Below are 26,118 nucleotides of genomic sequence, written 5' to 3'. Positions count from 1 at the left end.
TTTTTTCTACGCTCGTATAATATAACCACGAGCGTGCACCGACGCACGCCGACGGCAGAAGGAGATCCCGTGTCCGAACCTCGAATCGTGCTCATCACCGGCGGCGCCGGCGGCATCGGCCGCGGCATCGCCGCCGCGTTCCGCGACGCGGGCGACCGGGTCGTCGTCGCCGACGTCGACGCGGACGCCGCGCGCGTGGCGGCGGACGAGCTCGGCGTCGCGCACCTCGCGCTCGACATCACGGATGCCGAAGCCGCCGCCCGCGCGGTCGAGCAGGTCGAAGCCGAGCACGGCCCGCTGGGCGTACTGGTGAACAACGCCGGCATCCTCTCGGTGCACGGCGCGCTCACCGAGCTCGGGCCCGACGCCTACCGCTCGATCGTCGAGGTGAACATCGTCGGCACCTTCACGATCACCCAGGCCGTCGCCCGCCGCATGATCGCGAACGGCACCCGCGGCGCGATCGTGAACATCTCCTCGATCGGCGGCCGGCAGCCGACGCCGGGGATGGGCGCCTACGAGTCGAGCAAGGCGGCCGTGGACTCGCTCACCCGCTGGGCGGCGATCGAGCTCGCCGGGCACGGCATCCGCGTGAACGCGGTCGCGCCCGGCCCGGTGCTCACCCCGATGCTGCGGATGGGGATGCCGGAGGGCTCCCCCGCCCGCGAGGCCTGGTCGAGCCGCATCCCCCTGGGCAAGCTCGCCGAGGTCGAGGAGGTGGCTCCGGCGGTCGTCTTCCTCGCGAGCGACGGCGCCGCGCACATCACGGGCGTGAGCCTCGCGGTCGACGGCGGCCAGCTGCTCACCTGAACGCCCCACCCCGAGTTGCCCGACTTTCATGAAAGTCGGGCAACTCCGGGGTGTGTGCGGGTCAGCGCTCGAAGACGACGTCGCCGTCGACGACCGTGAGGTCGACCGCCACGTCCGGCAGCTCGGCCGGGGCGAGCTCGAGCGGATTCGCCTCGAGCACGCAGAGATCGGCCGCCATCCGCGGTGCGAGCGTGCCCTTCCAGCCCTCCGCACCGTCCTGATGCGCCGGCACCACCGTATAGGCGTGCAGCAGCTGGAGCATCCGCCGCTCGGCGTCCGCGGGCGCCGCGGCGCCCATCCAGGCATCCGCGTCGGCCATGCCCTGCCGCCAGTCCGGCGCGAGCACCGGGGCGTCCGAGCTGAGCGACACGCGCACGCCGGCCTCGATCGCGCGGCCGATCGGCCATGCCGCCGCGGCGACCTCCTCACCGAGCACGCCGGCCACCCACGGGGCCGTCTTCGCGGCGATGCCGGCCTGCACGTTGAGCCCCATGCCGAGCCCGCGCATCCGCTCGAGCGCCCCGGGTGTCACGAGGTCGCCGTGGATGACGTAGTGGCGCAGATCGGCCGGCGCCTCCGCGGCAGCGGCCTCGACGGCGTCGACGACCTGGTCGATCGTGCGGTCCCCCGTCGCGTGCACGCCGAGCTGGAGGCCCTGCCGGTGCACCGCGCGGATCATCTCGGCGAGGTTCGCGGCCCGCTGACCGAGATCGCCACCGCCGACGAGGAGGTCGCCGTGCGAACCGTCCGGATAGGCGTGGGCGGTCCACGCCTGCAGCATCGGCGGGATGCCGTCCGCGAAGATCTTCACCCCCGCGACGCGGAGCCACGCGGGGCGCTCGGTCTGCCGGTCCAGCCCGCGCAGCCCGGCGAGGAACGCGCGCAGCTCGCTCGGCCCGTCGAGCACCCCGAACAGGGCGAGCACGTTCACCCGCGCCCGGAGCGCGCGCTCCGACTCGAGTGTGCGGTACGTCTCGAGCACGGCCTGGCCGAAGCATCCGGTCGCCCCGTCGTCCTCGCCGGGACCCAGCCCGGGCTCCGTGTAGCTCGTGATGCCGAGCGAGGCGATGAGCTCGCCCGCGCGCAGGATGGCGCGGCGCCGGCCCGCCTCGTCGTCGACGAGGCGCGGCCCGGCCGGGACGTGCGGGTCGGCAGCGGCGGCGGATGCCTCGAACGGCGCGGCCTCGGCGGTCGGCCCGCCGTGCCCGCCGGACGGGACCTCGGCCCCCGCGCCGGCCTCCATCGCCCCGAACACCGTGTCCGGCCACATCGCGCCGAGCCAGGCGGCGTGCAGATGCGAGTCGTTGATGCCGGGGATGACCGCTCGACCCTCGAGGTCGACGACGCGCGTGCGGCGGCCGATCAGCGGCGCGACCCTCGCCTCGTCGCCGACGGCGAGCACCCGGCCGTGCCGCACGGCGATCGCGGTGCCGCGGGTGTCGGCGGCGTCGAGCGCGAGCACCGTCCCCCCGCGGAGCACCAGTTCGGCGGGGCCCTCGGCACCCGATCGTTCGACTCCCTGCACGTCTCCTCCTCGAGCGCTGGCAATTTTGGTCAACGTATGTAGAATAACCCACATCGGCGGCCGGTCGACAACGTCGCGACCGGAACCACCGCCTCGAAGGGAGCTTTCGATGACGATCCCCACGACCACCCGCGCCGCCGTGCTCACCGCGCACGGCGAGCCCCTCGAGCTGCAGGAGCTGCCGCTCCCCCAGCAGATCGAGCCCGGCGCGGCCCTCGTGCGCATCACCTGCGCGAGCCTCTGCGGCACCGACATCGAGATCTGGTCGGGCCGGATGAGCTTCCCCGGCATGCTGCCGATGGTGCTCGGCCACGAGATGGTCGGCGAGATCGTCGCCGCAGGCGATGGCGCCCGCGACGCCCTCGGCCGCGAGCTCTCGGTCGGCGACCGCATCGGCTGGTCGGAATCGACGTGCGGCGAGTGCTTCGGCTGCACGGTGCTCCGCGAGCCCGTCGCCTGCAGCCGCCGCGGCTACGGGTTCCTGCAGCGCTCCGACGTGCCGCCCTACGCGACCGCCGGACTCGCCGACTACGCCTACGTGGTGCCCGGCGCCGCGAAGCTGCTGCTGCCGTCCGAGGTGAAGGACACCTGGGCCTCGATGGCCGGCTGCGCCGCGAAGACCGTGCTGCGCGCCTTCGGCCGCGCCGGCGGCGTGCGCCCCGGCTCCCGCGTCGTCGTGCAGGGCTCGGGCGCCCTCGGCATCTTCGCCACCGCCGTCGCGAAGCTGTCCGGCGCCGGCACCGTCATCACGGTCGGGGCGCCCGCCGAACGGCTCGCGATGGCCGAACGCTTCGGCGCCGATCACGTCGTCGGCATCGAGGGCGGCTCGGGGGCGGTCGTCGCCCGGGTCCTGGAGCTCACCGAAGGGCAGGGCGCCGAGCTCGTGCTCGACTTCGCCGGGGCGCCGAGCGTCGGCCCCGAGGCGATCGGCATGGCCGCCCAGCGCGGCACCTTCGTCGTGGTGGGCTCCACCGGCCCGGTCGGCGAGCCGATCGCGCTCTCGGCGGTCATGGGCAAGGAGCTGACTGTGGTCGGCTCGCTGAACGGCGACATCTCCGACTACGCCCGCGCGATCGACTTCTTCCGGGCCTTCGCCGACCGGATGCCGTGGGACGAGCTCTTCTCCCCCGCCGTGCCCCTCGCCGAGGCGAGCGAGCACATCGACCGGATGCACCGGCTCGGCGAGATCAAGGCCGTCATCGACCCGCGCCTGCCCTGAGCGGCGCCCGAGCAGGACTGGAACAAACCCACATGACTCCCATCCCCACCCGCGAGATCGGCACGAGCGGCATCCGCACCGGCGTGCTCGCGCTCGGCTCCTGGCACACCTACGACCGCATGGACTTCGAGGACGCCGTCGAGCTCGTCGCGACCGCCGTCGAGCGCGGGATCACCCTCTTCGACGTCGGCGTGTACGGCTTCCCCGGCATGAAGCCGCCCGCGATCACCGACGTGCTGTTCTCGGCGATCGTGCGCGGCGCCGGGCTCGCCCGCGAGCACTACCAGCTCTCCGAGAAGCTCTGGCTCGAGGGCTACGGCGAGGGCGGCTTCCGGCCGCAGCTCGAGCGGGCGCTCTTCCGCGTCAGCACCGACTACGCCGACCTCGTCATCCTCGGCGACCTGCGCCGTGACGACCTCTCGCTGCGCGAGCTCGTCCTCGACCTCGCGGGCCTCGCCGAGGCCGGGCTGATCCGCGCCTGGGGCGTCAACAACTGGTCGGCGACGAACATCCGCACCCTGCTCGAGCTCGCCGAGGCCGAGGGGGTGCCCGGCCCGCAGATCGCGCAGCTGAAGTACAGCGTCGCCCGCCGCGCCATTCCCGACGGCGAACCGTTCGCCGCGCTCTGGGAGCGCGGCTTCAGCATGCAGGCCTCCGACGTGCTGGAGGGCGGCATCCTCGCCGGCCGCGTCGAGCGCGAGCGCGAGGTGGGCCGCGATCCCGGCGACGTCCGCGCCCGCATCGTCGAGCAGGTGCCCGAGTTCGTCGCGCTCGCCGAATCGCTCGAGGCGAGTCCGGCGCAGCTCGCGGTGGCCTTCACGCTCACTCACCCGGCGAACACGACCACGCTCTTCGGCGCGACGCGGATGGCGCAGCTCGAGCAGAACCTCGCGGCCGTCGAGCTCGCCGAGCGCGTCGGGGCGGCCGAGCTCCGCCGCCTCGTCGAGCCGTTCTGGGCCGACCGCGGAATCGTCGACCCCGAGGGCCCGTGAGCGGCCCGAGGCATCCCACTCCCATCACCGTTCCACTGACCGATCGAGAGCCGAGACCATGACCGCCTACCCGCCCGTGCCGTTCGCCGACGAACTGCTGCCCGCCCTCGAGGCGATGAACGCCGCGCCGCAGCCGCCGCTCACCGAAGAGAGCCTGCCGCACACCCGCGACGGCGCCGACCGGATGTTCCCCGCCGCTGCCGAGCTCGTCGCCGGCCGCGCCGTCGAGACCGAGGAGCGGGTGATCCCGGGCCCGGCCGGGTCCCCCGAGCTCGAGATCACGATCTTCCGCCCGGCCGGGCACGACGCGGCGAGCGCGCCGGTCCCGGCCCTCGTCAACTACCACGGCGGCGGGATGATCGTCGGCCACCGCTCCTGGGAGCACGGCCGGGTCGTAGACCTCGTCGAGTCGCTCGGCGTCGTCGGCGTGAACGTCGAGTACCGGCTCGCCCCCGAGCACCCCTACCCCGCCGGGGTCGAGGACAACTACGCCGCCTTCGTCTGGACGGCCGAGCACGCCGCCGAGCTCGGCGTCGACCCCGAGCGGATCGTCGTCATGGGCGGCAGCGCCGGCGGCGGCTTCGCGGCCGCGGTCGCCCTGATGGCGCGCGACCGGAAGGGGCCCGCGCTGGCCGGCCAGCTCCTGATCTGCCCGATGCTCGACAACACGAACAGCACCGTGGGCAGCTACCAGTACGACGGCATCGGCACCTGGCAGCGCGAGCTCAACCTGCTCGCCTGGCGGATGGTGCTCGGCGCCGAGCTCGCCTCCTCCACGGATGCGCCCGCCTACGCGGCGCCGAGCCGCGCCGAGGACCTCGCCGGCCTCGCCCCCGCGTTCATCGAGGTGGGCGCCGCCGAGATGTTCCGCGACGAGGACGTCGACTACGCGAGCCGCATCTGGGCCACCGGCGGCCAGGCCGAGCTGCACGTCTGGGGCGGCGCCTTCCACGGCTTCGACATGTACGCGCCCGACACCGAGCTCACCCGCGCGGCGCTCGCCTCCCGGGACTCCTGGCTCCGCCGCGTGCTCGGGCTCTGACCCCGCACCCACCGACCCCGACGTCCGTGCCGGCGGAACGCCTGCCCCGCCGGCACGGACGACTCGGACCCGCACACCGCACACCGCCACCACCACCGGAACGAGGGAGTCCCGATGACCACCGACGCCGCGCCCATCCCGGTGCCCTACGACCCCGCCCTCGAGCCGGGGCTCGCCGCCTTCCTCGAGCTCGTCGAGCGCATCCCGCTCCGGGCCGACACGATCCTCGCGAACCGGGCGCACTTCGCCACCGTCATCCCGCCGATCGAGGCGCAGCTCGGCGAGCTGCCGCTCGAGTTCGAGCACCGCCGCGTGCCCGGCCCGGCCGGTGCCCCCGACCTCGAGGTGACGATCATCCGCCCCCGCGAGCGCGCCGAGGCCGCCCCCGGCGTGCTCAGCATCCACGGCGGCGGCCTCGTGCTCGGCACCCGCTTCTTCGGCACCCCCGAGCTCATCGAGCTCGCGCTGCGCTACGGCACCGTCGGCGTCGCCGTCGAGTACCGGCTCGCCCCCGAGCACCCGGGACCCGCCGCCGTCGAGGACTGCTACGCGGCGCTCGAGTGGTTCGCCGCGCACGCCGCCGAACTCGGCGTCGACCCCGAGCGGATCATCGTCTCGGGCGCGAGCGCGGGCGGCGGCCTCTCCGCCGGCGTCTCGCTGCTCGCGCGCGGGCGCGGTGGGCCCCGCCTCGCCGGACAGCTGCTCAACTGCCCGATGCTCGACGACCGCAACGAAACCGTCTCGAGCCGCCAGTACGACGGCATCGGCGCGTGGGACCGCAACAACAACGACACCGCCTGGACCGCCGTGCTGGGCGACCGCCGCTTCGGCGACGACGTCTCCCCCGCCGTCGCGCCCGCACGCGCCGCCGAGCTCGGCGGCCTGCCGCCCGCCTACCTCGAGGTCGGCGCGGCGGAGGTGTTCCGCGACGAGACGGTCGCCTACGCCTCGCGGATCTGGGCCGCCGGGGGCCAGGCCGAACTGCACGTCTGGGCCGGCGCGTACCACGGCTTCTCGGGCTTCTCGCCCGAGGCGATCGTCTCCCGGGCGGCGAACGAGGCGCGCGACAGCTGGCTCCGGCGCACGCTCGGCGTCCTGCCGTCCGAGCCGTCCGCGTGACGCCCGATGCGGGAGCCACCCCGACCGCCGGCCCCGCCCGCCCCGTCATGGGCGTCGGCCGGGCGATGCTCGTGCTCGGCCTGCTCGAGGCCTTCGGCCCGCTCTCGATGGACCTCTATCTGCCGAGCCTGCCGCAGCTCGCGACGAGTCTCGGCACGAGCGACGCCCTCGCCCAGGCGACGATGTCGGTGTGCATGATCGGGCTGGGCCTCGGTCAGCTCGTCGCCGGTCCGCTGAGCGACCGCTTCGGGCGGCGCCGCCCCCTCCTCGTCGGGGTGGCGTTGTTCACCCTGCTCTCGCTCGCCTGCGTCGCGGCGCCGAGTATCGAGGTGCTGCTCGTCGCCCGCTTCCTGCAAGGGCTCGCGGGATCGGCCGGCATCGTGATCTGCCTCGCCGTCGCCCGCGACCTCTACGCGGGGGCGGAGCTCAGCCGCATGCTCTCCCTGCTGATGCTCGTCAGCGCCTCGGCCCCGATCGTGGCGCCCGTCATCGGCGGACAGCTCGCGCTCGTCATGGACTGGCGGGGCATCTTCGGCGTGCTCGGCGGTGTCGGCGGTCTGCTCTTCGTGCTCGCACTCACCCTCATGCGCGAGACGCTGCCGCCCGAGCGGCGGCACGGCGGCGGCTTCGCCGCGAGCGGCCGGCACCTCGGTGCCCTCGCCCGCGACGGGCTGTTCCTCGCCGTGCTCGGCGCCTCGGCGGCGGGCGGAGTGGCGTTCTTCGCCTACCTCTCGATGTCGAGCTTCGTGCTGCAGGACGAGTTCGGCCTGAGCCCACAGCTGTTCTCGCTGTGCTTCGCGGCGAACGCCGTGGCGAACATGGCCGGCGCGCAGCTCAGCCGGGTGCTCGTGCGGCGGACCGGACCGGCGCGGATGTACCTGATCGGCCTCAGCGTGACCGCGGCCTGCGCCCTGGCGCTCCTCGGCGGCGCCGTCGCCGGCAGCGCGCTCTGGGTGATCCTCGCGCTCGGGCTCTTCCTCGCGAGCGTCGGCGTGGGCGGCCCGAACGGTTCGACCCTCGCGCTCTCGGCGCACGGGGAACGGGCCGGCACGGCATCCGCCGTCCTCGGCACCGCGCAGTTCACCGTCGGCCCCATCGTGGCGCCGCTCGCCTCGCTGACCGGGGCGACGGCCCTCGCGATGGGCTCGACGATCGCGGCGGGCGCGCTCGTCGCACTCGCGCTCGGCTGGGCGGTCGTGTTCCCCGTCCTCCGCCGCCGCGGCACCCTCGCCCCCTGAACCCACCCCCACCCCCAACCGGAGTTGCCCGACTTTCATGAAAGTCGGGCAACTCGCGAAGTGGTCGGGGCGGTCAGTCGGCGAGGAGGAAGCGGGCGGCCTGTTCGCCGATGAGCACGGCCGGGGCGTTCGTGTTGCCCGTCGTCACGCGCGGCATGATCGAGGCATCCGCCACGCGCAGCCCCGCGACACCGTGCACGCGCAGCCTCGGGTCGACCACGGCGTCGGGGCCGACGCCCATCGCGCAGGTGCCGACCTGGTGGTGGTACGTGATCGCCGTCGAGCGCACGTACGCCTCGAGCTCCTCGTCCGAGACCTCCGGCCCCGGGTACAGCTCGGTCGCGCCCCACGCCTCGGCGAGCGCCGGACGGCCGCCGATGCGGCGGCACTGCGCGACCGAGGCGACGAGCGAGCGCACGTCGTCGGGGTGCGTGAGGGCGCCGAGGTCGATGCGCAGCGGGTCGTGCGGCTCGGGACCGGACAGGCGGATGCTGCCGCGACTCTTCGGCGTGACGATCCCGGCCATGAGCGAGAAGCCGTCGCCCGGCCCGGTCATGCCCTCCTGGTACATCGGCACGCTGAAGTGGATCGGCTGGGTGTCGGGCACCTCGAGGGCGGGGTCGCTCCTCCAGAACAGGTGCGTCTGCGTCACCGAGACGCCCTCGTGGGGCGGGCCGACGGGACGCTCGGTCGTGAAGATCACGGGCGAGAGCAGGTGGTCGTGCAGGTTGCGGCCGACGCCGGGCAGGTCAGCGACGACCTCGATGCCGAGCTCGGCGAGCTCGTCCGCCGGCCCGATGCCGCTGCGCAGGAGGATCCGCGGCGAGTCGATCGCGCCGGCCGCGAGCACGACCTCGTCGGCGTGCAGCTCGTGCAGCTCGCCGTCCTGCTCGTAGACGACGCCGACGACGCGCGGCCCGGCGCCGTTGAGGGCGTCGCCGGTCTCGGGCTCCGCGAAGAGCAGCCGGTGCACGTGGCAGCCGACGCGGACGTCGACCGCGTCGCGCACCGGCGCGAGGTAGGCGAGGTAGGTGTTCAGACGACGGCCGTCGCGCATGGTGACCTGCTCCTGCGAGACGCCGTCGAGGTGGTCCCCGTTGTAGTCCGGGTTGTGCTCGAGCCCCTCCTCGACGGCGGCGTCGATGATCGAGGCCTGGATCGGGTCGAGCGGGTAGTCGTCGGTGACATCCAGGAGGCCGCCGTCGCCGTGCAGCGCCGAGGCGCCGCCCGAGAACCGCTCGATGTCCCGGTAGATGGGCAGCACTTCGTCCCAGGACCAGCCGTCGTTGCCGAGGCTCGCCCAGTGGTCGTAGTCGGCCGGGGCGCAGCGCACCCAGATCATCGCGTTCAGGGAGTGCGAGCCGCCGAGCACCTTGCCGCGCGGCAGGTGCAGGCGCCGGTCGGCCGCGGCGGGCTGCGGCTCGGTGAAGTAGTCCCAGTCGTCCGCGCTGTGCCAGAGCTCGCCCATCCGGCTCGGGTCGTGGATCGCGGGGTTCGTGTCCTCGCCGCCGGCTTCGATCACGGTGACGGCGACACCGGCATCGACGAGGCGGCGAGCGATCACGCTGCCGGCGGAGCCCGCACCCACGACGACGACGCGGCGCGCGCCGTCGGGGACGGCGCCGGACTCAGGGGCGGGGGTGGACTGGGGGGCGGAGGTGGACTGGGGGGATGCGGCCACGAGCGGTTTCCTCTCCATCGGGGATGCCTCGAGGCTGCCAGCCTCGAGGCATCACGGCGAGGGCTCGCGCGCCCCCGTACGCAGACGGTCAACGCTCGTGCTCGCCAGGTCAAGGCCTCCCGGGCGGGCGCTCGTAGCGTGGGATCCGACCGGATTCACCCGGTCTCGACCGGACTCTCTGAGTGGAGGAATCCATGGAAAGCTACGACCGCCTCCTGGAGGCGATCACGCCGTCGTCGGGGCCGTCCCGCGACGTGCACGACCCCGCGACGGGCGAGCTCATCGGCGTCGCCCCCGTGCAGGACGTCGCCGAGCTCGAGCGCGCGATCGACACCGCCGTCGCCGCGCAGCCCGCGTGGGCCGCCCTCGCCGACGAGGAGCGGCGGGGCTACCTGCACCGCGCCGCTGACGCGATCGAGGCGTCCGCCGAACCGCTCGCGGAGCTGCTCTCGCGCGAGCAGGGCAAGCCGCTGAACGGCCCGAACGCCCGCTTCGAGGTCGGCGCCTGCGTCGCCTGGCTGCGCGCGACGGCGGAGACGCCACTGCCCGTCGAGGTCGTCGTCGACGACGGCGAGAACTACGCCGAGCTGCACTACCGCCCCATCGGCGTCGTCGGTGCGATCTCGCCGTGGAACTGGCCGATGATGATCGCGATCTGGCAGATCGCCCCCTCACTGCGGATGGGCAACACCGTGGTCGCGAAGCCCGCCGAGACGACCACGCTGTCCGGCCTCGCGCTCGTCGCCGTCATGAACGAGGTGCTGCCCGCGGGCGTGCTGAACATCGTGGCGGGCCCGGGCCGTACCGTGGGCGACGCGCTCACGAAGAGCCCCAAGGTCGGCAAGATCATGTTCACCGGCTCCACCCCCGTCGGCAAGCGCATCATCGAGGCGAGCGCGAACAACGTCACCCGGCTCACGCTCGAGCTCGGCGGCAACGACGCCGGCATCGTGCTGCCCGACGTCGACCCCGCAGCGATCGCCGAGAACCTGTTCTGGGGCGCGTTCATCAACACGGGCCAGACCTGCGCCGCGCTGAAGCGGCTCTACGTGCACGACTCCGTCTACGACGAGGTCGTCGCGGCGCTCGTCGAGGTCGCGAAGAACGTGCCCATGGGCGTCGGGCTCGACGAGCAGAACGTGCTCGGCCCGCTGCAGAACCGCGGCCAATACGAGATCGTCGACCGCCTCGTGGAGTCGGCCAAGGCATCCGGCGCCCGCGTGGTGCTGGGTGGCGACCCCGACCACGACGCCGTCGGCAACTTCTACCCGACGACGATCGTCGCCGACATCGACCCGCACAACGACCTCGTGGTCGAGGAGCAGTTCGGTCCGGCTCTGCCGGTCATCCGATACTCGGACCTCGACGAGGTGGTGCGGCTCGCGAACGAGCTCGAGGTCGGCCTGGGCGCCTCCGTGTGGTCGGCGGACCGCGATCGCGCCCGCGAGATCGCCGCGCGCCTGCAGGCCGGCACGGTGTGGATCAACTCGCACGGCGGCCTGCACCCGATGGTGCCGTTCGGCGGGGCGAAGCAGTCCGGTTATGGCCGCGAGTTCGGTGTGGAGGGTCTGAAGGCCGTCGCCGAGCCGCAGGTCGTCAGCGGCTGAGCCGACCAGGCATGACGAAGGGCCCCGCTCGATGAGCGGGGCCCTTCGCCGTGCCGGATGCGGTCGGCATCCGCCTCTGGCGGCGCCCGGCTTCGCCGGGCATCCGCCTCGTCAGGCGGCGTGCTCGCTGCGGAGCGCGAGCCAGGCCGCGCGGCGCTCGACCTGCAGCGCGGGGTCTGCGACCGGGGAGGCCATCAGCAACCGACGGCTGTAGGCGTCCTGCGGGTCGCCCGTCACGTGCTCGCCGTCGCCCGTCTCGACGATGCGGCCGCGGTACATCACGGCGACCCGGTGGCAGACGCGGCGCACGACGCCGAGGTCGTGCGAGACGAAGAGGTACGAGACCCCGGTGTCGCGCTGCAGCTCGATGAACAGGTCGAGGATCGTCGCCTGCGTCGTGAGGTCGAGCGCGCTCACCGGCTCGTCGCAGATGATGAGCTTCGGCCGGCGCACGAGCGCCCGCGCGATCGCGATGCGCTGCCGCTGCCCGCCGGAGAACTCGCTCGGGTAGCGGTCGAGCACCTGCTTCGGCAGCCGCACCCGGTCGAGCATCTCGCCCACCACGGCCTTCGCCTCGGCGCGGCTCGCGCCGGCGGTGGCGAGCGGTTCGGCCAGGATGTCGCCGACGGTCATCAGCGGGTCGAGGGAGCCGTACGGGTCCTGGAAGACGACCTGGATGTCGGCGGCGAGCGACCGGCGGTCGCGGCCGGTGGCGTGCGTGATGTCGCGACCGTCGAAGGTGATCGAGCCGCCCGCGACGGGAACGAGACCGAGGATCGCCTTGCCGAGGGTGGACTTGCCCGAGCCGGATTCGCCGACGAGGCCGAGGCACTCGCCCGGTGCGATCTCGAGCGAGACCTCGTGCAGCACGCGGTCGGGCTTGCGCCGCGTGCCGTACTCGACGACGACGTCCTTCGCCTCGAGCAACGGCCCGCGGGCGGCGGGAGCGGATGCGGTCGCGCTCATGCGCGCACCTCCTTGCGGTCGGCCTCGGTCGAGGCATCCGGGTCCGGGGCGAGCCCGGCGCCGTCGACGGCGCCCGGCGAGGCTGCCGCGTGCGCCGCGACGAAGGCCCGGTCGAGCTCGGCACGGCTCTCGGCCCCGTCGAGCGAGGCGGCGATGAGCTCGCGGGTGTAGTCGTCCTCGGGGTTCGAGAAGAGCTGCGACACCTCGCCGATCTCGACGATCGAGCCGTGCCGCATGACGACGACGCGGTCGCAGATGTCGGCGACGACGCCGAAGTTGTGGGTGACGATGACGAGCGCCATCCGGTACTCCTGCTGCAGCTCTCGGAGGAGCTCCAGCACCTCGGCCTGCACCGTCACATCGAGCGCCGTGGTCGGCTCGTCGGCGACGAGCACCGAGGGCTTCGCGGCGATCGCCCCGGCGATGAGCACGCGCTGGGCCATGCCGCCGGACAGCTCGTGCGGGTACGCCCGCATCACCCGCGGCGGGTCGGCGATGCCGACGCGCTCGAGCATGGCGAGCGCCCTGGCCTTCGCCTCGGCGCCGCTCAGGCCGTGCACGGCGCGGAGCGGCTCGGTGAGCTGGTGCCCGATCGTGAACGAGGGGTCGAGGTTCGTCATCGGCTCCTGCGGCACGTAGCCGATCTCGCGGCCGAGCAGACGCGCCCGGTCGCGCCGCCCGAGCGAGGTGACGTCCTCGCCGCCGATCCAGATCGCGTCGGCCGTGTAGCTGCCGGTCTTCGGCAGCAGGTCGAGCACCGAGAAGACCGTCTGGGACTTGCCGGAGCCGGACTCGCCGACGATGCCGAGCACCTCGCCCGGCGCCACGTCGAGGGTGATGCCGTGCACCACCTCGACCTCGCCGTCGGCGGTCTCGTAGCGCACCCGCAGGTTCTCGATCTGCACGGCCGAGTCCACCGCGGCGTGCGCCACGGCGCCCGTCGAGGCGGTGACGACGGCCGGCTCGCCCAAGGCGGCCGCGGCGCGCTCCGCGGCGCGACGCGCGCGCCGCGCCTTCCGCGACGGGAGCGGTGCCGTGACGCTGACGACGTCCGCGAGGGTCGAGCCGAGCACCGCGAGGGCGGCGATCGAGATGCCGAGGGCGAGCGAGGGCCAGAGCAGCAGCAGCGGGTCGGTGCGCATGACCCGGAACCCCTCGTTCATCGCGGCACCCCAGCCGGGGGTGGTGCCGCCGCCGATGCCGAGGAACTGCAGGCCGGCCTGCATGCCCATCGCCATGCCCGCGGTGAGCGCGGACTGGATGACGATCGGCGCGACGACGGGGCGGATGACGTGCCGGCCCATGATGCGCGCGTGCGAGAGCCCGGACACCTTCGCCGCGTCGACGTAGGCCTCGTTGCGCACGGCGAGCACCGTCGCGCGGGTGAGACGGAAGTACCCCGGCGCCATGAACACACCGACCGTGACCATGAGCAGGTTGAAGTCGTTGCCCGTGTTCGCGCCGACGATGAGCAGGATGATCATGCCGGGCACGGACTGCACGGCGTCGCTGATCCAGGTGCCGATGCGGTCGGTCGCGCCGCCGAAGTAGCCCGCCGCGAGGCCGGAGGGCACGCCGATGACGAGCGAGGTCACGATCGCGACGAGGGCGCCCCACAGGGTGATCTGGGTGCCCCAGATCAGCCGGCTCAGCACATCGCGGCCGGTGGTGTCGCCGCCGAGCAGGTGCTCGGGGCTGGGCGGCGCGCGGGTGATGGAGAGGTCGACGAAGTTCGGGTCGTACGGCGCGAGCAGCGGGGCGAACACCGCGACGAGCACGATCAGCACGAGGATGCCGAAGGAGACCGCCCCGGCAGGACGCTTCAGCAGCCGGACGAAGGTGGAACCGCGACGCGAGGCGCGGGTGTCGATGTTCTCGGTCAGCGGGGAGGTCACTTCACACGCGCCTTCGGGTTGATCCAGCCGAGCAGGATGTCGAGCAGGAAGTTGATGATGACGACGAAGACGACCGTCACGACGGTGATGCCGAGCAGCATCGGGATGTCGCCGTTCTGCGAGGACGCCTGCGTGAGCGGGCCGATGCCGGGCAGGGCGAAGATCTGCTCGACGATGATGGCGCCGGACAGGAGTCCCACGAACATGAGGGCGAGGATCGTCAGCGACGGCGGGGCGGAGTTCCGCAGCAGATGCACGACGATCCGCCACTGCGGCAGGCCGCGGCTTCGGAGCGTGCGCATGTAGTCGAGGCCGTCGGCGCGGATGATCGCGTTGCGGAGCTGTTCGGCGATCATCACGACGGCGCCGAGCGCGAGCGAGATCGCGGGCAGGGTGATCGATTGGAGCCATCCGCCGACCGATTCCTGCGGCTGCACGTAGCCGACCGCGGGGAACCACTTCAGCTGCACCGCGAAGGTCATCACGAGCAGGAGCGCCACCCAGAAGCCGGGCAGCGCGAAGAGGACGACGGCGCCGGCCTTCACGAGCTTGTCGATCCAGGTGCCGGGGCGGAGGCCGGCGAGCACGCCGAGCAGGCCGCCGAGCACGGCGGAGAGCAGCACGGCGGCGGTCACCACGGAGAGGGTGACGGGGAGCTTCAGCGCGATCTGCGCGCCGACCGGCTGGAAGTTCTTCCAGGAATCGCCGAGGTCGCCGCGGAAGAGCCCGGCGATCCAGTCGCCGAACTGCACGATCACGGGGCGGTCGGTGCCGATCTTCGCCGCGAGCGCCTGCTGCGCCTCTGGGGTGGCGGCGCTGCCGAGGAGCCCGAGGGTGGGGTCGGGGATCGCGGCGTGCGCGAGGAAGAAGGTCGCGGTCGCCACGACGACGAGGAGGATCACCCCGGAGACGAGCCGTTTGAGTGTGAAGGTGAGCATGGGGACTCCTGGATGGGGTGCGGACTCGGGGGAAGCCGGTGGGACGGGGCCGCGCGTGCCGCGCGACCCCGTCCCGAGGCGGTCAGCCCACGACCTCGATCTGGCGGAGCGTCGGGAACATCATGCCGATGACCGGCGTCACCTCGAACTCGGAGGTCGAGATGTAGGTGTTCGTCGACTGGCTCCAGACCGAGAAGAAGGCCTGCTCGGTGACGAGCTCGTTCAGCTTCTCGATCGCGGCGATCTGCTCCTCACCGGGCTCGGCGGTGAACACGGTGTCGATCTGGGCCTGGATCTCGGGGAACGCCTCGACGCCCGGGGTGGGGTTGTACCACTGCGGCTTCGCGATCTGACGCTCGACCGTGGCGACCGGGTTGCCGTCCATCGCGATGACCGCGACGAACATGGGGTACTCGGGCGCGACCGACATGTACTGCATGAAGTCGGTCTCCTTGAAGGTGACGCCGATGCCGAGCTCGCCGAAGGTCTGCTCGATGATCGCCTGCCACGGCTGGAACGGCGGGGCCATGGGCATGGTCACGTCGAACCCGTCCGCGTAGCCGGCCTCGGCGAGCAGCTGCTTCGCCTTGTCGATGTTCGCCGGGTACATGTCGTTCAGCGACTTCACGTAGCCGGGGGTGTCGGCGGGGAACACCTGGTTGGTCGCGACGCCGACGCCCTGGCCGATCGTGTCGACGAGCTCCTGCCCGTTGAACGCGTAGTTCAGCGCCTGGCGCACGCGCACGTCGCCGAGCGGCTTGCCCATCTCGGTCGCGCCGAGCCGGTCGCTGAACTGCAGGCCGACCCACATCGACAGGCCGCTCGCGACGTTCCAGCCGTTGTCGGGGGCCAGGTCCATCGCGGTCTTGTCGCCGTAGATGAGGTTGAACTGGCCCCCCTCCATGCCGTTCAGCATGGCCGTCGCGTCCGAGAGCGGCGAGATGCTGAGCGGGTCGAAGGGGAAGTCCTCGGCGGCCCAGTGGTCGGCGACCTTGTCGAAGTGGTACTCCGCGCCGGGCACCGAGGTGTCGCTCAGCGTGTACGGGCCGGAGCCGACGGGAGCGGTGGCGAGCGAGCCGTCGTCGATGGCCGAGGGGGCCATCATGTAGCTGCGGCCGAGGCCCATGAAGTAGAGGATCGTGTCGTCGCGCTGGGTGAGGTGGATGGCGATGGTGTCCTCGTCGACCGCCTCGAAGCTGTCGACCTTCTGGTACGCCTCCTGCGAGCGCACGCCCGCCTTCAGGTAGTCGAGGCTCTTCACGGCGGCTTCGGCGTTGAAGGCCTCGCCGTTCGAGAACTCGGTGTCGGTGCGGAGGTTCATCGTGATGGTGGTGAAGTCGTCTGAGACCTTCCAGTCGGTGGCGAGGCCGGGCTGCGGCTGGCCGTCGCCGTCGATGGTGAGCAGCGGGTCGTAGACCGCCGACAGGTAGGGGCCGTCGAAGCCGATGTCGGCGAGCGAGGGGTCCCAGGAGGTGACGTCCAGGAAGTTGCCGATGCTCAGCGGGTGGACCGTCGTCCCGCCGTCACCGTCGGAGGGCGCGTCAGTACCGGACGTGCACGCGGTGAGCGCGAACGCGGCGGCCGCGGCGAGGGCGACGCCTGGCAGTGCCTTCTTCATGTCTTCTTCTCTCGATTGCGGGGAAACAGGTGGGTGCTGCGGGACATCGCGGTCAGGGCGAGTGCCGATCCCTCCGGTCGCGTTCTGCGCGTCGATGCGCCGCGGCGCCGTAGCCGTGGAGCTCGAGAGGTCGTCACCTCGATGTGCCGTGCGGGTAAGTCTACAACTGTTGACAAGAAACACAACACCTGGAGAAAGACGGGGCGGCGACGTGCCCGCGCACGTCGCCGCCCCCGCGGTCGAGCCCCTGGAATCAGACGATGGCGACCGCCTGGACGAAGGAGATCTCCTTGCTCGCGATGCGCTCGGGGACCCCCTCGAACGCGCCCGCACGCTCGGGCGAGACGACGTACGCGGCCTCGATGCGATCGAACTCGGCGCGATCTCCTGCCACGCTCACAGCCCAGACGAACTCGTTCGCCTCGGGGCGGCCGTAGGCGAACTCCACCTCGAACCCGGTGGCCCGCCGCACCGCGGGCATCCGGGTCTCGAACCACTCCACGAACGCCTCGAACTCGCCCTCGACGATCTGATAGCGACGCAACTGCACGGTCTTCATGGCTCAATCATGCCGTGCCCGCGGCATCCGTTTCGTCGCCGTATACTCGTTCCGTCCAGGCGCGCCATCCGCGCCGGTGCTCGAAAAATGGGCACGAAGCGAGCCGATGCCGGCGTCGGTTGCGAGACACATACGGAATCCGTCCGTCGCGTCTCGAAAGGCCGCCGCATGCCCACCGTCTCCTCCCACGTCGCCCACGCCCTCGCAGCCCACCTCAGCCACGTCTTCGGCGTGATGGGCAACGGCAACGCCTACTTCCTCGACGCGATCGAGCGCGAGACCGACGCCGTGTTCACCGCGGTACGCCACGAGGCCGGCGGTGTCGTCGCCGCCGACGCGCACTATCGCGCCTCGAAGCGCCTCGCCGCGGCGACCTCGACCTACGGCGCCGGCTTCACGAACACGCTCACCTCGCTCGCCGAGGCCGCGCAGGCCCGCGTGCCGCTCGTGCTCGTGGTCGGCGACGAGCCGACCTCGGGCCCGCGCCCCTGGGACGTCGACCAGATCGCCCTCGCCTCCGCCGTCGGCGCCCGCACCTATACGGTCGGCCGCACGGATGCCGCGGCGACCACGGTCATCGCGATCGAGCACGCCCTGCAGTACCGCCTCCCGGTCGTACTCGCGATCCCCTATGACGTCGCGGCCGTCGAGGCCGGACCGCTCGCCCAGGCCCCCGCCCTCACCCGGCCTGCACCGATCGCCCCGGCCGGTGAGTTCGCTCACGGCCAGTTGGCCGAGATCGCCCGCGCGCTCGCCGAGGCCGAGCGCCCGTTCCTCCTCGCCGGGCGCGGCGCCTGGCTCGCGGACGCCGGCGACGCCCTCGGCGAGCTCGCCGCCGCGACCGGCGCGCTCACCGCCTCCACCGCGCTCGGCCGCGGGGTCTTCCCCGACGCCCGCTACGACCTCGGGGTCACCGGCGGCTTCGGCGCCGACGGGGCGATGGCGCTCGTCCACGAGGCCGACGTCGCCGTCGTCTTCGGGGCCTCGCTCAACCAGTTCACGATGCGCTTCGGCGAGCTGTTCGCGCCCGGCACCCGGGTGTTCCAGGTCGACGTCGCCCCGGCCGCGACCCACCCGAACGTCGGCGGGTATGTTCGCGGCGACGCCGCGCTCGTCGCCCGCGAGCTCGTGACCGCCGTCGCGGCGGTCCGCGGCGGGACGGAACCGTCCGGCGGCTGGCGGGAGCGGGTCGACGTCGCGGCGGCGAGGGCGTACGAGCCCGGCGAGTCCGCCGCGCCCGACGGCCGGCTCGACCCGCGCAGCACCGCTCGCCGGATCGCCGAACTCCTGCCCGAGGACCGCGTGGTCGTCTCCGACGGCGGGCACTTCATCGGCTGGGCGAACATGTACTGGCCGGTGGCCGCGCCCGACCGGATGATGATGGTCGGCACCGCGTTCCAGTCGATCGGGCAGGGCTTCCCGAGCGTCGCCGGCGCGGCGGCCGCCCGTCCCGAGTCGACGATCGTGCTGACCACGGGCGACGGCGGCGGACTCATGGCGATCGCCGACCTCGAGACCGCGATCCGCACCGCCGGTGGCCGAGGCGTCGCCGTCGTCTGGAACGACGCCGCCTACGGCGCCGAGGTCAACCTCTACGGCCTGAAGGGGCTCGCCGAGGGCCCGATGCGCATCCCCGAGGCCGACTTCGCCGCCGCAGCCGCGGCCTTCGGCGCCGAGGGGGTCGTCGTCCGCGAGCTCGCCGATCTCGACGCCCTCGCGGACTGGGCGGCCCGCCCCGCGGCGGATCGCCCCTTCCTGCTGCTCGACTGCCGCATCTCGGGCGACGTCATCGCCCCGTATCAGCAGGAGATCATCCGCGTGAACTCCCGCTAACCCTCCCCTCCTCACACAACTCAGGAACATCTGGCAGTTATGCGGGTCGTCGCTTCGGACGACCCGCGCCGCCGCTGGGCACGGCGGCGAGGCATCCTGAGTTGTCGAAGGGCGGCGGGCGGTGGGGCCGCGCGGAGGCATCCTGAGTTGTCGAAGGGCGGCGGGCGGGAGCCGGATGCCTCGCCGCGGGCGGCAAGATCGTATACGATCAACCCAAGCGCCCGACGAGGAAGTGGAGCCCGCGTGCTGAACCAGTCCACCATCGAGGCGATCGCCGACGAACTGTTCATCGCCGATCGCGACCGCGGCATCGTGCCGCGGCTCACCGCCCGCCACGACGGCATGACCGTCGAGGACGCGTACGCCGTGCAGAAGCTCTGGGCCGAACGCCGCGCCGCCGCCGGCGCCCGCCTCGTCGGCCGCAAGATCGGCCTCACCTCGAAGGTGATGCAGGTGGCGACGGGCATCACCGAGCCCGACTACGGCGTGATCTTCGACGACATGGTCTTCGAGTCGGGGGCGACGGTCGAGTTCGACCGCTTCTCGAACGTGCGCATCGAGGTCGAGCTCGCCTTCGTGCTCGCCAAGCCGCTCTCCGGGCCGAACACGACGATCTTCGACGTGCTCGACGCGACCGCCTACGTCGTGCCCGCGCTCGAGATCCTGAACTCGCACATCGAGCTCGAGGGCCGCACGATCGTCGACACGATCAGCGACAACGCCGCGATGGGCGGCATGGTGCTCGGCGGCCGCCCGGTGAAGGTCGACGAGCTCGACCTGCGCTGGGTCGGCGCGCTCCTCTACCGCAACCAGACGATCGAGGAGTCGGGCGTCGCCGCCGCGGTGCTCGGCCACCCGGCCATGGGCGTCGCCTGGCTCGCGAACAAGCTCGCCCAGCACGGGCAGTCGCTCGAGGCGGGCGAGATCGTGCTCGCCGGCTCGTTCACCCGACCGATGTGGGTCGAGCGCGGCGACACCGTGCACGCCGACTACGGCCAGCTGGGGGCGATCACGTGCCGATTCGAATGAACGCCCCGCAGACGTTCGCGGCGCGACTTGCCGCGGCCGACCGCCCGCAGGTCGGCATGTGGGTCTGCTCGGCGAGTCCGATCGTCGCCGAGGTCGCCGCGGGCAGCGGCGTGGACTGGGTGCTCCTCGACGCCGAGCACTCCCCCAACGATCTGCAGTCGATCCTGCATCAGCTCTACGCCATGTCGGCCTACCCGGTCTCCGCCGTGGTGCGGCCACCGATCGGCGACACCGTGCTGCTCAAGCAGTACCTCGACCTCGGTGTGCAGAACCTCCTGGTGCCGATGGTCGACTCCGCCGAGCAGGCGCGTGAGCTCGTCCGCGCCGTGCGCTACCCCGGCCCGGCGGACGGCGGCGTCGCCCCCGCCGAGTACGGCGCGCGCGGCGTCGGCGCCTCGCTGGCGCGCTCCTCGCGCTGGAACCGCATCGAGGGCTACCTCGGCCGCGCCTCCGAGATGGTGAGCCTGATCGTGCAGATCGAGTCGGCCGCCGCGGTCGCGAACGTCGAGGAGATCCTCGCGGTCGACGGCGTGGACGCGATCTTCGTCGGGCCGGCCGATCTCGCGGGCTCCATGGGCCTGCTCGGTCAGCCGAGCCATCCGGACGTGGTCGAGGCGGCGCTCACCGCGATCCGCGCCGCGCGCGCCGCCGGCAAGCCGGCCGGCATCAACGCGTTCGTCCCCGAGGACGCCGACCGCTATCTCGCCGAGGGCGCGGCCTTCGCCGCGGTCGGGGCGGATGTCGCGATCCTCGCGCGCGCCTCGGAGGCCCTCGCCGACCGGTTCATCGGTGCGCATCCGGCGAACGCGCCGACGGGCGAGCCGGAAGAGACGGATGCCGCGCGCCCCACGCCCCCGCCGTCCGCGCCCCGGGCGAGCTATTGAGCGTCGGCCTTCCACCGCATCGCTAGATCGTATATGATTTCAGATACAACGAGACGAGGATGTCAATGACCTTCGGTATCCCCACCCCGGGCAAGATCATCGCGGTGCACCTCAACTACCCGTCGAGGGCCGCCCAGCGCGGCCGCACCCCCGCCCAGCCGAGCTATTTCTTCAAGCCGGCCTCCTCGCTCGCCGCGACCGGCGGCACCATCGAACGCCCCGCCGGCACCGAGCTGCTCGCCTTCGAGGGCGAGATCGCCATCGTGATCGGCGCGCCCGCGCGCTGGGTCTCCCCCGAGAACGGCTGGTCGCACATCGCCGCCGTGACCGCCGCGAACGACTTCGGCCTCTACGACCTCCGCGCCGCCGACAAGGGCTCGAACGTGCGCAACAAGGGCGGCGACGGCTTCACCCCGATCGGCCCGGCCGCGATCCCCGCCTCGGTCGCCGGAGAAGACGGCTGGCGCGTCCGCACCTGGGTCAACGGCGAGCTCGTGCAGGAGGACACCTCCGACACGCTCCTCTTCCCCTTCGGCCGCCTCGTCGCCGACCTCTCCCAGCACCTCACCCTCGACACCGGCGACGTCATCCTCACCGGGACGCCCGCCGGCTCCTCGGTCGTCGTCCCCGGCGACGTCGTCGAGGTCGAGGTCGACGCCCCCGCCGCGCCCGGCGCCCCGAGCACGGGCCGGCTCGTCACCACCGTCACCCAGGGCGCGCACGCCTTCGGCGGCTTCGGCAGCAAGCCCGCCATCGACGACGACCAGCGCCTCGAGGCCTGGGGCAGCGAGGCCGAGCTGCTCGCCGCGGTCGCCGACGGCCGGGCGAGCGCCCCCGACTCCGCCGCTGCGGTCGCCGAGGCATCCGCAGCCCCGACCGGCCTCGACCCCGAGGTGCGCGAGCTCCTCTCCCAGGCCGCCGTCGCGACGATCTCCGCGGCGCTCCGCAAACGCGGCTACCACGACGTCTTCATCGAGGGCGTCTTCGCGAACCACCCCGGCGACCGCATCGTCGGCACGGCGAAGACGCTGCGCTTCATCCCCTTCCGCCCCGACCTCTTCAAGGAGCACGGCGGCGGCTTCAACGCCCAGAAGCGAGCCTTCGACCAGGTCGCCCCGGGCGAGGTGCTCGTCGTCGAGGCCCGCGGCGAGCGCGGCACCGGCACCGTGGGCGACGTGCTCGCCCTGCGCGCCCAGGTGCGCGGCGCGGCCGGCATCGTCACCGACGGCGGCGTGCGCGACTTCGACGCGGTCGCCGAGTTCGAGATCCCGGTGTTCTCGCAGGGCCCGCACCCGAGCGTGCTCGGCCGCCGCCACGTGCCGTGGGAGACCGACGTCACGATCGCCTGCGGCGGCGCCGCCGTGCAGCCGGGCGACGTGATCGTCGGCGACGGCGACGGCGTGCTCGTCATCCCCGCCGCCCTCGCCGCGGAGGTCGCCGCCGAGGCGGCCGCGCAGGAACGCGAGGACGCCTGGGTCGCCGAACAGGTGGCCGCCGGGGCATCCGTCGACGGCCTCTTCCCCATGAATGCGGAGTGGCGCGCGAAGTACGAGGCGAGCCGCGGCGCAGCGCGCGGCCCGGCCGCCGAGAGCGAGGGCGCCCGATGAACGAGAGCAAGGCGCAGCAGGCGTACCGCTTCATCCGCGAGCGCATCGACGACGGCCGCTACGTGCCGGGCTTCCGGCTCGTGCTCGGCACCATCGCCCGCGAGCTCGGCGTCTCCGTCGTGCCGGTGCGCGAGGCGATCCGCCTGCTCGAGGCCGAAGGCCTCGTCACCTTCGAGCGCAACGTCGGCGCCCAGGTCGCCCTCATCCAGGAGACCGAGTACCTGCACACCATGCAGACGCTCGCCCTCGTCGAGGGCGCGGCGACCGCGCTCGCCGTCCCCACGCTCACGGCCGAGCACATCGCCCGTGCCCGCGCCGTGAACGAGCGGATGCGCGAGAGCCTCGACGCCTTCGACCCGCACCGCTTCACCGCGCTGAACCTCGAGTTCCACGCCGTGCTGTTCGAGGAGTGCCCGAACCCGCACATCCTCGACCTCGTGCACCGCGGCTGGAACCGCATGAAGGTGCTGCGCGACTCCTCGTTCAGCTTCGTGCCCGGCCGCGCGCAGTCCTCCGTCGAGGAGCACGAGGCGATCCTCCGGCTCATCGAGGACGACGCCCCCTCGATCGAGATCGAGCTGGCGGCCCGCGGCCACCGCACCGCCACCCTCGACGCCGTGCTCGCCTATCAGGCCGAGCAGCACGCGCACACCCCGACCCCCTGAGCCCCACCGGCGCCGCCGCCGTTCCCGGCCCGGCGCCACGACACGATGAAGGTGAGACCCGCATGACCGACGCGTACCGCCCGGCGGACCTGCCGGAGAAGATCCAGCACTACATCGACGGCGAGTTCGTCGACTCGCTCGACGGCGACACGTTCGAGGTGCTGAACCCCGTCACGAACGAGACCTACGTCCACGCCGCGGCCGGCAAGAAGGCCGACGTCGAGCGCGCCGTGGCCGCCGCGAAGCGCGCCTTCGAGGAGGGGCCGTGGCCGCGGATGCTCCCCCGCGAGCGCTCCCGCGTGCTGCACAAGATCGCCGACCTCGTCGAGTCGCGCGACGCCCGCCTCGCCGAGCTCGAGTCCTTCGACTCCGGCCTGCCGATCACCCAGGCGCTCGGCCAGGCCCGTCGCGCCGCCGAGAACTTCCGCTTCTTCGCCGACCTCATCGTCGCCCAGGCCGACGACGCCTTCAAGGTGCCGGGCCGCCAGATGAACTACGTGAACCGCAAGCCGATCGGCGTGGCGGGCCTCATCACGCCGTGGAACACCCCGTTCATGCTCGAGTCGTGGAAGCTCGGCCCCGCGCTCGCGACCGGCAACACGGTCGTGCTGAAGCCCGCGGAGTTCACCCCGCTCTCCGCCTCGCTCTGGGCCGGCATCTTCGAGGAGGCGGGCCTGCCGAAGGGCGTGTTCAACCTCGTGAACGGCCTCGGCGAGGACGCCGGCGACGCCCTCGTGAAGCACCCCGACGTGCCGCTCATCTCCTTCACGGGCGAGAGCAGCACCGGGCAGCTCATCTTCGGCAACGCCGCGCCGTACCTGAAGGGGCTCTCGATGGAGCTCGGCGGCAAGAGCCCGGCGGTCGTGTTCGCCGACGCCGACCTCGACGTCGCGATCGACGCCTGCATCTTCGGCGTGTTCTCGCTGAACGGCGAGCGCTGCACCGCGGGCTCGCGCATCCTCGTGCAGCGCGACGTCTACGACGAGTTCGTCGAGCGCTACGCGGCGCAAGCGAAGCGCGTGAAGGTCGGCCACCCGCACGACCCGGCCACCGAGGTCGGCGCGCTCGTGCACCCCGAGCACTACGACAAGGTGATGAGCTACGTCGAGCTCGGCAAGCGCGAGGGCCGCCTCGTCGCGGGCGGCGGACGCCCGGACGGCTTCCCCGAGGGCAACTACGTCGCCCCCACCGTGTTCGCCGACGTCTCGCCCGACGCCCGCATCTTCCAGGAGGAGATCTTCGGCCCGGTGGTCGCGATCACCCCCTTCGACACGGAGGAGGAGGCGCTCGCCCTCGCGAACAACACGAAGTACGGGCTCGCCGCCTACATCTGGACGAACGAGCTGAAGCGCGCCCACAACTTCGCCCAGTCGGTCGAGGCCGGCATGGTGTGGCTGAACTCGAACAACGTGCGGGATCTCCGCACCCCCTTCGGCGGCGTCAAGGCGTCAGGCCTCGGCCACGAGGGCGGTTACCGCTCGATCGACTTCTACACCGACCAGCAGAGCGTGCACATCACGCTCGGCGCGCCGCACAACCCGACGTTCGGCAAGCAGGAGATCCACGAGTCGGACCTCGACGACCCGGACCCCCGCTGACCGGCCCACGCCCCAGACTCCACCCCAGGCAAGGACGCTGACATGACCCACCGCGACGAAATGACCCTCACCTCCTCCGGCTTCTATGTGAGCCAGGAGGCCCCGATCCACAGCGACAACCCGGTGCCGACGCCCTCGGTGCCCGCTCCCGACATCCTGCGCTGCGCGTACATGGAGCTCGTCGTGACCGACCTCGCGGCCTCCCGCGTGTTCTACGTCGACGTGCTCGGGCTGTACGTCACCGAGGAGGACGAGGAGGCGATCTACCTCCGTTCGACCGAGGAGTTCATCCACCACAACCTCGTGCTGCGCCAGGGCCCCGTCGCCGCGGTCGCGGCGTTCTCGTACCGGGTGCGCACGGCCGAGGACCTCGACAAGGCCGTGGCGTTCTACACGGAGCTCGGCTGCCGCGTCGAGCGCCGGGCCGAGGGCTTCACGAAGGGCATCGGCGACTCGGTCCGCGTCGAGGACCCGCTGGGCTTCCCCTACGAGTTCTTCTTCCAGACCGAGCACGTCGAGCGGCTCTCGTGGCGCTACGACCTGCACACGCCGGGCGAGCTCGTGCGCCTCGACCACTTCAACCAGGTCACCCCCGACGTGCCGCGCGCCGTGAACTTCATGCAGTCGCTCGGCTTCCGCGTCACGGAGGACATCCAGGACGAGGAGGGCACCGTCTACGCGGCATGGATGCGTCGCAAGCCCACCGTGCACGACACGGCGATGACGGGCGGCGACGGGCCGCGCATGCACCACGTCGCCTTCGCCACGCACGAGAAGCACAACATCCTGGCGATCTGCGACAAGCTGGGCGCGCTCCGCCGCTCCGACGCGATCGAGCGCGGCCCGGGTCGCCACGGCGTCTCGAACGCGTTCTACCTGTACCTGCGCGACCCCGACGGTCACCGCGTCGAGATCTACACGCAGGACTACTACACCGGCGACCCCGACAACCCCGTGGTCACCTGGGACGTGCACGACAACCAGCGTCGCGACTGGTGGGGCAACCCGGTCGTGCCGAGCTGGTACACGGATGCCTCGCTGGTGCTCGACCTCGACGGCAATCCGAAGCCCGTCGTCGCCCGCACCGACGACAGCGAGATGGAGGTCACGATCGGGGCCGACGGCTTCTCGTACACGCGGAAGGGCGACGAGGAGCAGGGCTTCAAGCTCGGCAACACCCTCTGAGCCGCCGCCTCGCACAACTCAGGAACGCCGCCCGGCGGTCCCCCGGTTTTCCGGGGAATCGCCGGGCGGCGTTCCCGCGTATCACCGGGATGTTCCTGAGTTCTGCGC

Annotated in this window: 21 protein-coding genes; 14 read left to right on the top strand and 7 right to left on the bottom strand. The window is 72.4% G+C overall.

All coding sequences use genetic code 11. From position 1 onward, the window contains the following. Window positions 1–69 precede the first annotated feature (69 nt). On the top strand, window positions 70–810 hold the full coding sequence (locus tag M3147_RS02300; protein WP_251201848.1) for an SDR family NAD(P)-dependent oxidoreductase: 741 nt from the start codon (window positions 70–72) through the stop codon (window positions 808–810). A 61-nt stretch (window positions 811–871) separates the two neighbouring features. Here the strand turns inward: M3147_RS02300 and M3147_RS02295 are convergent, their stop codons facing one another. Then, complete coding sequence (locus M3147_RS02295; RefSeq protein ID WP_251201847.1) at window positions 872–2,335, bottom strand: amidohydrolase; 1,464 nt, start codon at window positions 2,333–2,335, stop codon at window positions 872–874. A gap of 109 nt (window positions 2,336–2,444) precedes the next feature. Between M3147_RS02295 and M3147_RS02290 the strand changes: the two genes are divergently transcribed. The 5 genes from M3147_RS02290 to M3147_RS02270 all read left to right on the top strand — a co-directional run bounded on the left by M3147_RS02290 (window position 2,445) and on the right by M3147_RS02270 (window position 7,945). Beyond that, complete coding sequence (locus M3147_RS02290; protein WP_251201846.1) at window positions 2,445–3,554, top strand: zinc-binding dehydrogenase; 1,110 nt, start codon at window positions 2,445–2,447, stop codon at window positions 3,552–3,554. 32 nt (window positions 3,555–3,586) lie between these two features. Beyond that, entirely contained in the window at window positions 3,587–4,546 is a 960-nt protein-coding gene (locus tag M3147_RS02285; protein WP_251201845.1) for an aldo/keto reductase, read from the top strand. 58 nt (window positions 4,547–4,604) lie between these two features. After that, complete coding sequence (locus M3147_RS02280; RefSeq protein WP_251201844.1) at window positions 4,605–5,588, top strand: alpha/beta hydrolase; 984 nt, start codon at window positions 4,605–4,607, stop codon at window positions 5,586–5,588. A 114-nt stretch (window positions 5,589–5,702) separates the two neighbouring features. After that, entirely contained in the window at window positions 5,703–6,707 is a 1,005-nt protein-coding gene (locus M3147_RS02275) for an alpha/beta hydrolase (protein ID WP_251201843.1), read from the top strand. Beyond that, window positions 6,704–7,945: a multidrug effflux MFS transporter gene (locus M3147_RS02270; protein ID WP_251201842.1), complete on the top strand. Its 1,242-nt coding sequence runs from the start codon at window positions 6,704–6,706 to the stop codon at window positions 7,943–7,945. The genes M3147_RS02275 and M3147_RS02270 overlap by 4 nt, the downstream gene beginning before the upstream one ends. A 73-nt stretch (window positions 7,946–8,018) precedes the next feature. On the opposite strand, the gene M3147_RS02265 is transcribed toward M3147_RS02270, so the two are convergent. Further along, window positions 8,019–9,533: a GMC family oxidoreductase gene (locus tag M3147_RS02265; protein ID WP_251202136.1), complete on the bottom strand. Its 1,515-nt coding sequence runs from the start codon at window positions 9,531–9,533 to the stop codon at window positions 8,019–8,021. 287 nt (window positions 9,534–9,820) lie between these two features. Here M3147_RS02265 and M3147_RS02260 point away from each other — a divergent pair, with 287 nt between their 5' ends. Then, window positions 9,821–11,233: an aldehyde dehydrogenase family protein gene (locus M3147_RS02260; RefSeq protein ID WP_251201841.1), complete on the top strand. Its 1,413-nt coding sequence runs from the start codon at window positions 9,821–9,823 to the stop codon at window positions 11,231–11,233. A gap of 111 nt (window positions 11,234–11,344) precedes the next feature. On the opposite strand, the gene M3147_RS02255 is transcribed toward M3147_RS02260, so the two are convergent. The 5 genes from M3147_RS02255 to M3147_RS02235 form a co-directional block, all read right to left on the bottom strand. Continuing rightward, a complete protein-coding gene (locus tag M3147_RS02255; protein WP_251201840.1) occupies window positions 11,345–12,199 on the bottom strand; it encodes an ABC transporter ATP-binding protein in 855 nt (284 codons plus the stop codon). Continuing rightward, window positions 12,196–14,094 carry a dipeptide/oligopeptide/nickel ABC transporter permease/ATP-binding protein gene (locus M3147_RS02250; RefSeq protein ID WP_251201839.1) on the bottom strand — a complete coding sequence of 633 codons (1,899 nt, stop codon included), beginning with the start codon at window positions 14,092–14,094 and terminating at the stop codon, window positions 12,196–12,198. Before M3147_RS02250 ends, M3147_RS02255 begins: the two co-directional genes overlap by 4 nt. Beyond that, window positions 14,091–15,032 carry an ABC transporter permease gene (locus M3147_RS02245; RefSeq protein ID WP_251201838.1) on the bottom strand — a complete coding sequence of 314 codons (942 nt, stop codon included), beginning with the start codon at window positions 15,030–15,032 and terminating at the stop codon, window positions 14,091–14,093. The genes M3147_RS02250 and M3147_RS02245 overlap by 4 nt, the downstream gene beginning before the upstream one ends. A gap of 82 nt (window positions 15,033–15,114) precedes the next feature. Continuing rightward, a complete protein-coding gene (locus tag M3147_RS02240) occupies window positions 15,115–16,650 on the bottom strand; it encodes an ABC transporter substrate-binding protein (RefSeq protein ID WP_251201837.1) in 1,536 nt (511 codons plus the stop codon). A gap of 253 nt (window positions 16,651–16,903) precedes the next feature. Then, window positions 16,904–17,209: a hypothetical protein gene (locus tag M3147_RS02235; RefSeq protein ID WP_251201836.1), complete on the bottom strand. Its 306-nt coding sequence runs from the start codon at window positions 17,207–17,209 to the stop codon at window positions 16,904–16,906. A gap of 168 nt (window positions 17,210–17,377) precedes the next feature. Here M3147_RS02235 and M3147_RS02230 point away from each other — a divergent pair, with 168 nt between their 5' ends. From M3147_RS02230 to hpaD, 7 genes are all read left to right on the top strand, one after another. Continuing rightward, window positions 17,378–19,042: a thiamine pyrophosphate-binding protein gene (locus M3147_RS02230; protein ID WP_251201835.1), complete on the top strand. Its 1,665-nt coding sequence runs from the start codon at window positions 17,378–17,380 to the stop codon at window positions 19,040–19,042. 243 nt (window positions 19,043–19,285) lie between these two features. Beyond that, a complete protein-coding gene (gene hpaH / locus M3147_RS02225) occupies window positions 19,286–20,071 on the top strand; it encodes a 2-oxo-hept-4-ene-1,7-dioate hydratase (protein WP_251201834.1) in 786 nt (261 codons plus the stop codon). Beyond that, the gene (locus M3147_RS02220; protein WP_439954175.1) at window positions 20,056–20,955 is read left to right on the top strand and encodes an HpcH/HpaI aldolase family protein; all 900 of its coding nucleotides are present in this window, start codon (window positions 20,056–20,058) and stop codon (window positions 20,953–20,955) included. Before hpaH ends, M3147_RS02220 begins: the two co-directional genes overlap by 16 nt. A gap of 65 nt (window positions 20,956–21,020) precedes the next feature. Further along, window positions 21,021–22,562, top strand: coding sequence for a fumarylacetoacetate hydrolase family protein (locus M3147_RS02215; RefSeq protein WP_251201832.1), 1,542 nt, complete (start codon window positions 21,021–21,023; stop codon window positions 22,560–22,562). Next, window positions 22,559–23,227, top strand: coding sequence for a GntR family transcriptional regulator (locus M3147_RS02210; RefSeq protein ID WP_251201831.1), 669 nt, complete (start codon window positions 22,559–22,561; stop codon window positions 23,225–23,227). Before M3147_RS02215 ends, M3147_RS02210 begins: the two co-directional genes overlap by 4 nt. A gap of 62 nt (window positions 23,228–23,289) precedes the next feature. Further along, window positions 23,290–24,825: a 5-carboxymethyl-2-hydroxymuconate semialdehyde dehydrogenase gene (gene hpaE / locus M3147_RS02205; protein ID WP_251201830.1), complete on the top strand. Its 1,536-nt coding sequence runs from the start codon at window positions 23,290–23,292 to the stop codon at window positions 24,823–24,825. Between the two features lie 42 nt (window positions 24,826–24,867). Beyond that, window positions 24,868–26,010, top strand: coding sequence for a 3,4-dihydroxyphenylacetate 2,3-dioxygenase (gene hpaD, locus M3147_RS02200; protein ID WP_251201829.1), 1,143 nt, complete (start codon window positions 24,868–24,870; stop codon window positions 26,008–26,010). Window positions 26,011–26,118 lie beyond the last annotated feature (108 nt).

Origin of the sequence: Agromyces mediolanus (genome assembly GCF_023715325.1) — a bacterium.
Classification (GTDB): Bacteria; Actinomycetota; Actinomycetes; order Actinomycetales; family Microbacteriaceae; genus Agromyces; species Agromyces mediolanus_A.
The sequence above is the reverse complement of the archived record's forward strand: the minus strand, read 5'-3'. Positions and strand labels throughout refer to the sequence as shown.

Bases quoted from the DNA above. Each gene is read 5' to 3' on its own strand.
- M3147_RS02290 (WP_251201846.1), top strand. From the start codon at position 2,445: ATGACGATCCCCACGACCACCCGCGCCGCCGTGCTCACCGCGCACGGC.
- M3147_RS02285 (WP_251201845.1), top strand. From the start codon at position 3,587: ATGACTCCCATCCCCACCCGCGAGATCGGCACGAGCGGCATCCGCACC.
- M3147_RS02280 (WP_251201844.1), top strand. From the start codon at position 4,605: ATGACCGCCTACCCGCCCGTGCCGTTCGCCGACGAACTGCTGCCCGCC.
- M3147_RS02275 (WP_251201843.1), top strand. From the start codon at position 5,703: ATGACCACCGACGCCGCGCCCATCCCGGTGCCCTACGACCCCGCCCTC.
- M3147_RS02260 (WP_251201841.1), top strand. From the start codon at position 9,821: ATGGAAAGCTACGACCGCCTCCTGGAGGCGATCACGCCGTCGTCGGGG.
- M3147_RS02255 (WP_251201840.1), bottom strand. From the start codon at position 12,199: ATGAGCGCGACCGCATCCGCTCCCGCCGCCCGCGGGCCGTTGCTCGAG.
- M3147_RS02245 (WP_251201838.1), bottom strand. From the start codon at position 15,032: ATGCTCACCTTCACACTCAAACGGCTCGTCTCCGGGGTGATCCTCCTC.
- M3147_RS02240 (WP_251201837.1), bottom strand. From the start codon at position 16,650: ATGAAGAAGGCACTGCCAGGCGTCGCCCTCGCCGCGGCCGCCGCGTTC.
- M3147_RS02235 (WP_251201836.1), bottom strand. From the start codon at position 17,209: ATGAAGACCGTGCAGTTGCGTCGCTATCAGATCGTCGAGGGCGAGTTC.
- M3147_RS02230 (WP_251201835.1), top strand. From the start codon at position 17,378: ATGCCCACCGTCTCCTCCCACGTCGCCCACGCCCTCGCAGCCCACCTC.
- M3147_RS02215 (WP_251201832.1), top strand. From the start codon at position 21,021: ATGACCTTCGGTATCCCCACCCCGGGCAAGATCATCGCGGTGCACCTC.
- M3147_RS02210 (WP_251201831.1), top strand. From the start codon at position 22,559: ATGAACGAGAGCAAGGCGCAGCAGGCGTACCGCTTCATCCGCGAGCGC.
- hpaE (WP_251201830.1), top strand. From the start codon at position 23,290: ATGACCGACGCGTACCGCCCGGCGGACCTGCCGGAGAAGATCCAGCAC.
- hpaD (WP_251201829.1), top strand. From the start codon at position 24,868: ATGACCCACCGCGACGAAATGACCCTCACCTCCTCCGGCTTCTATGTG.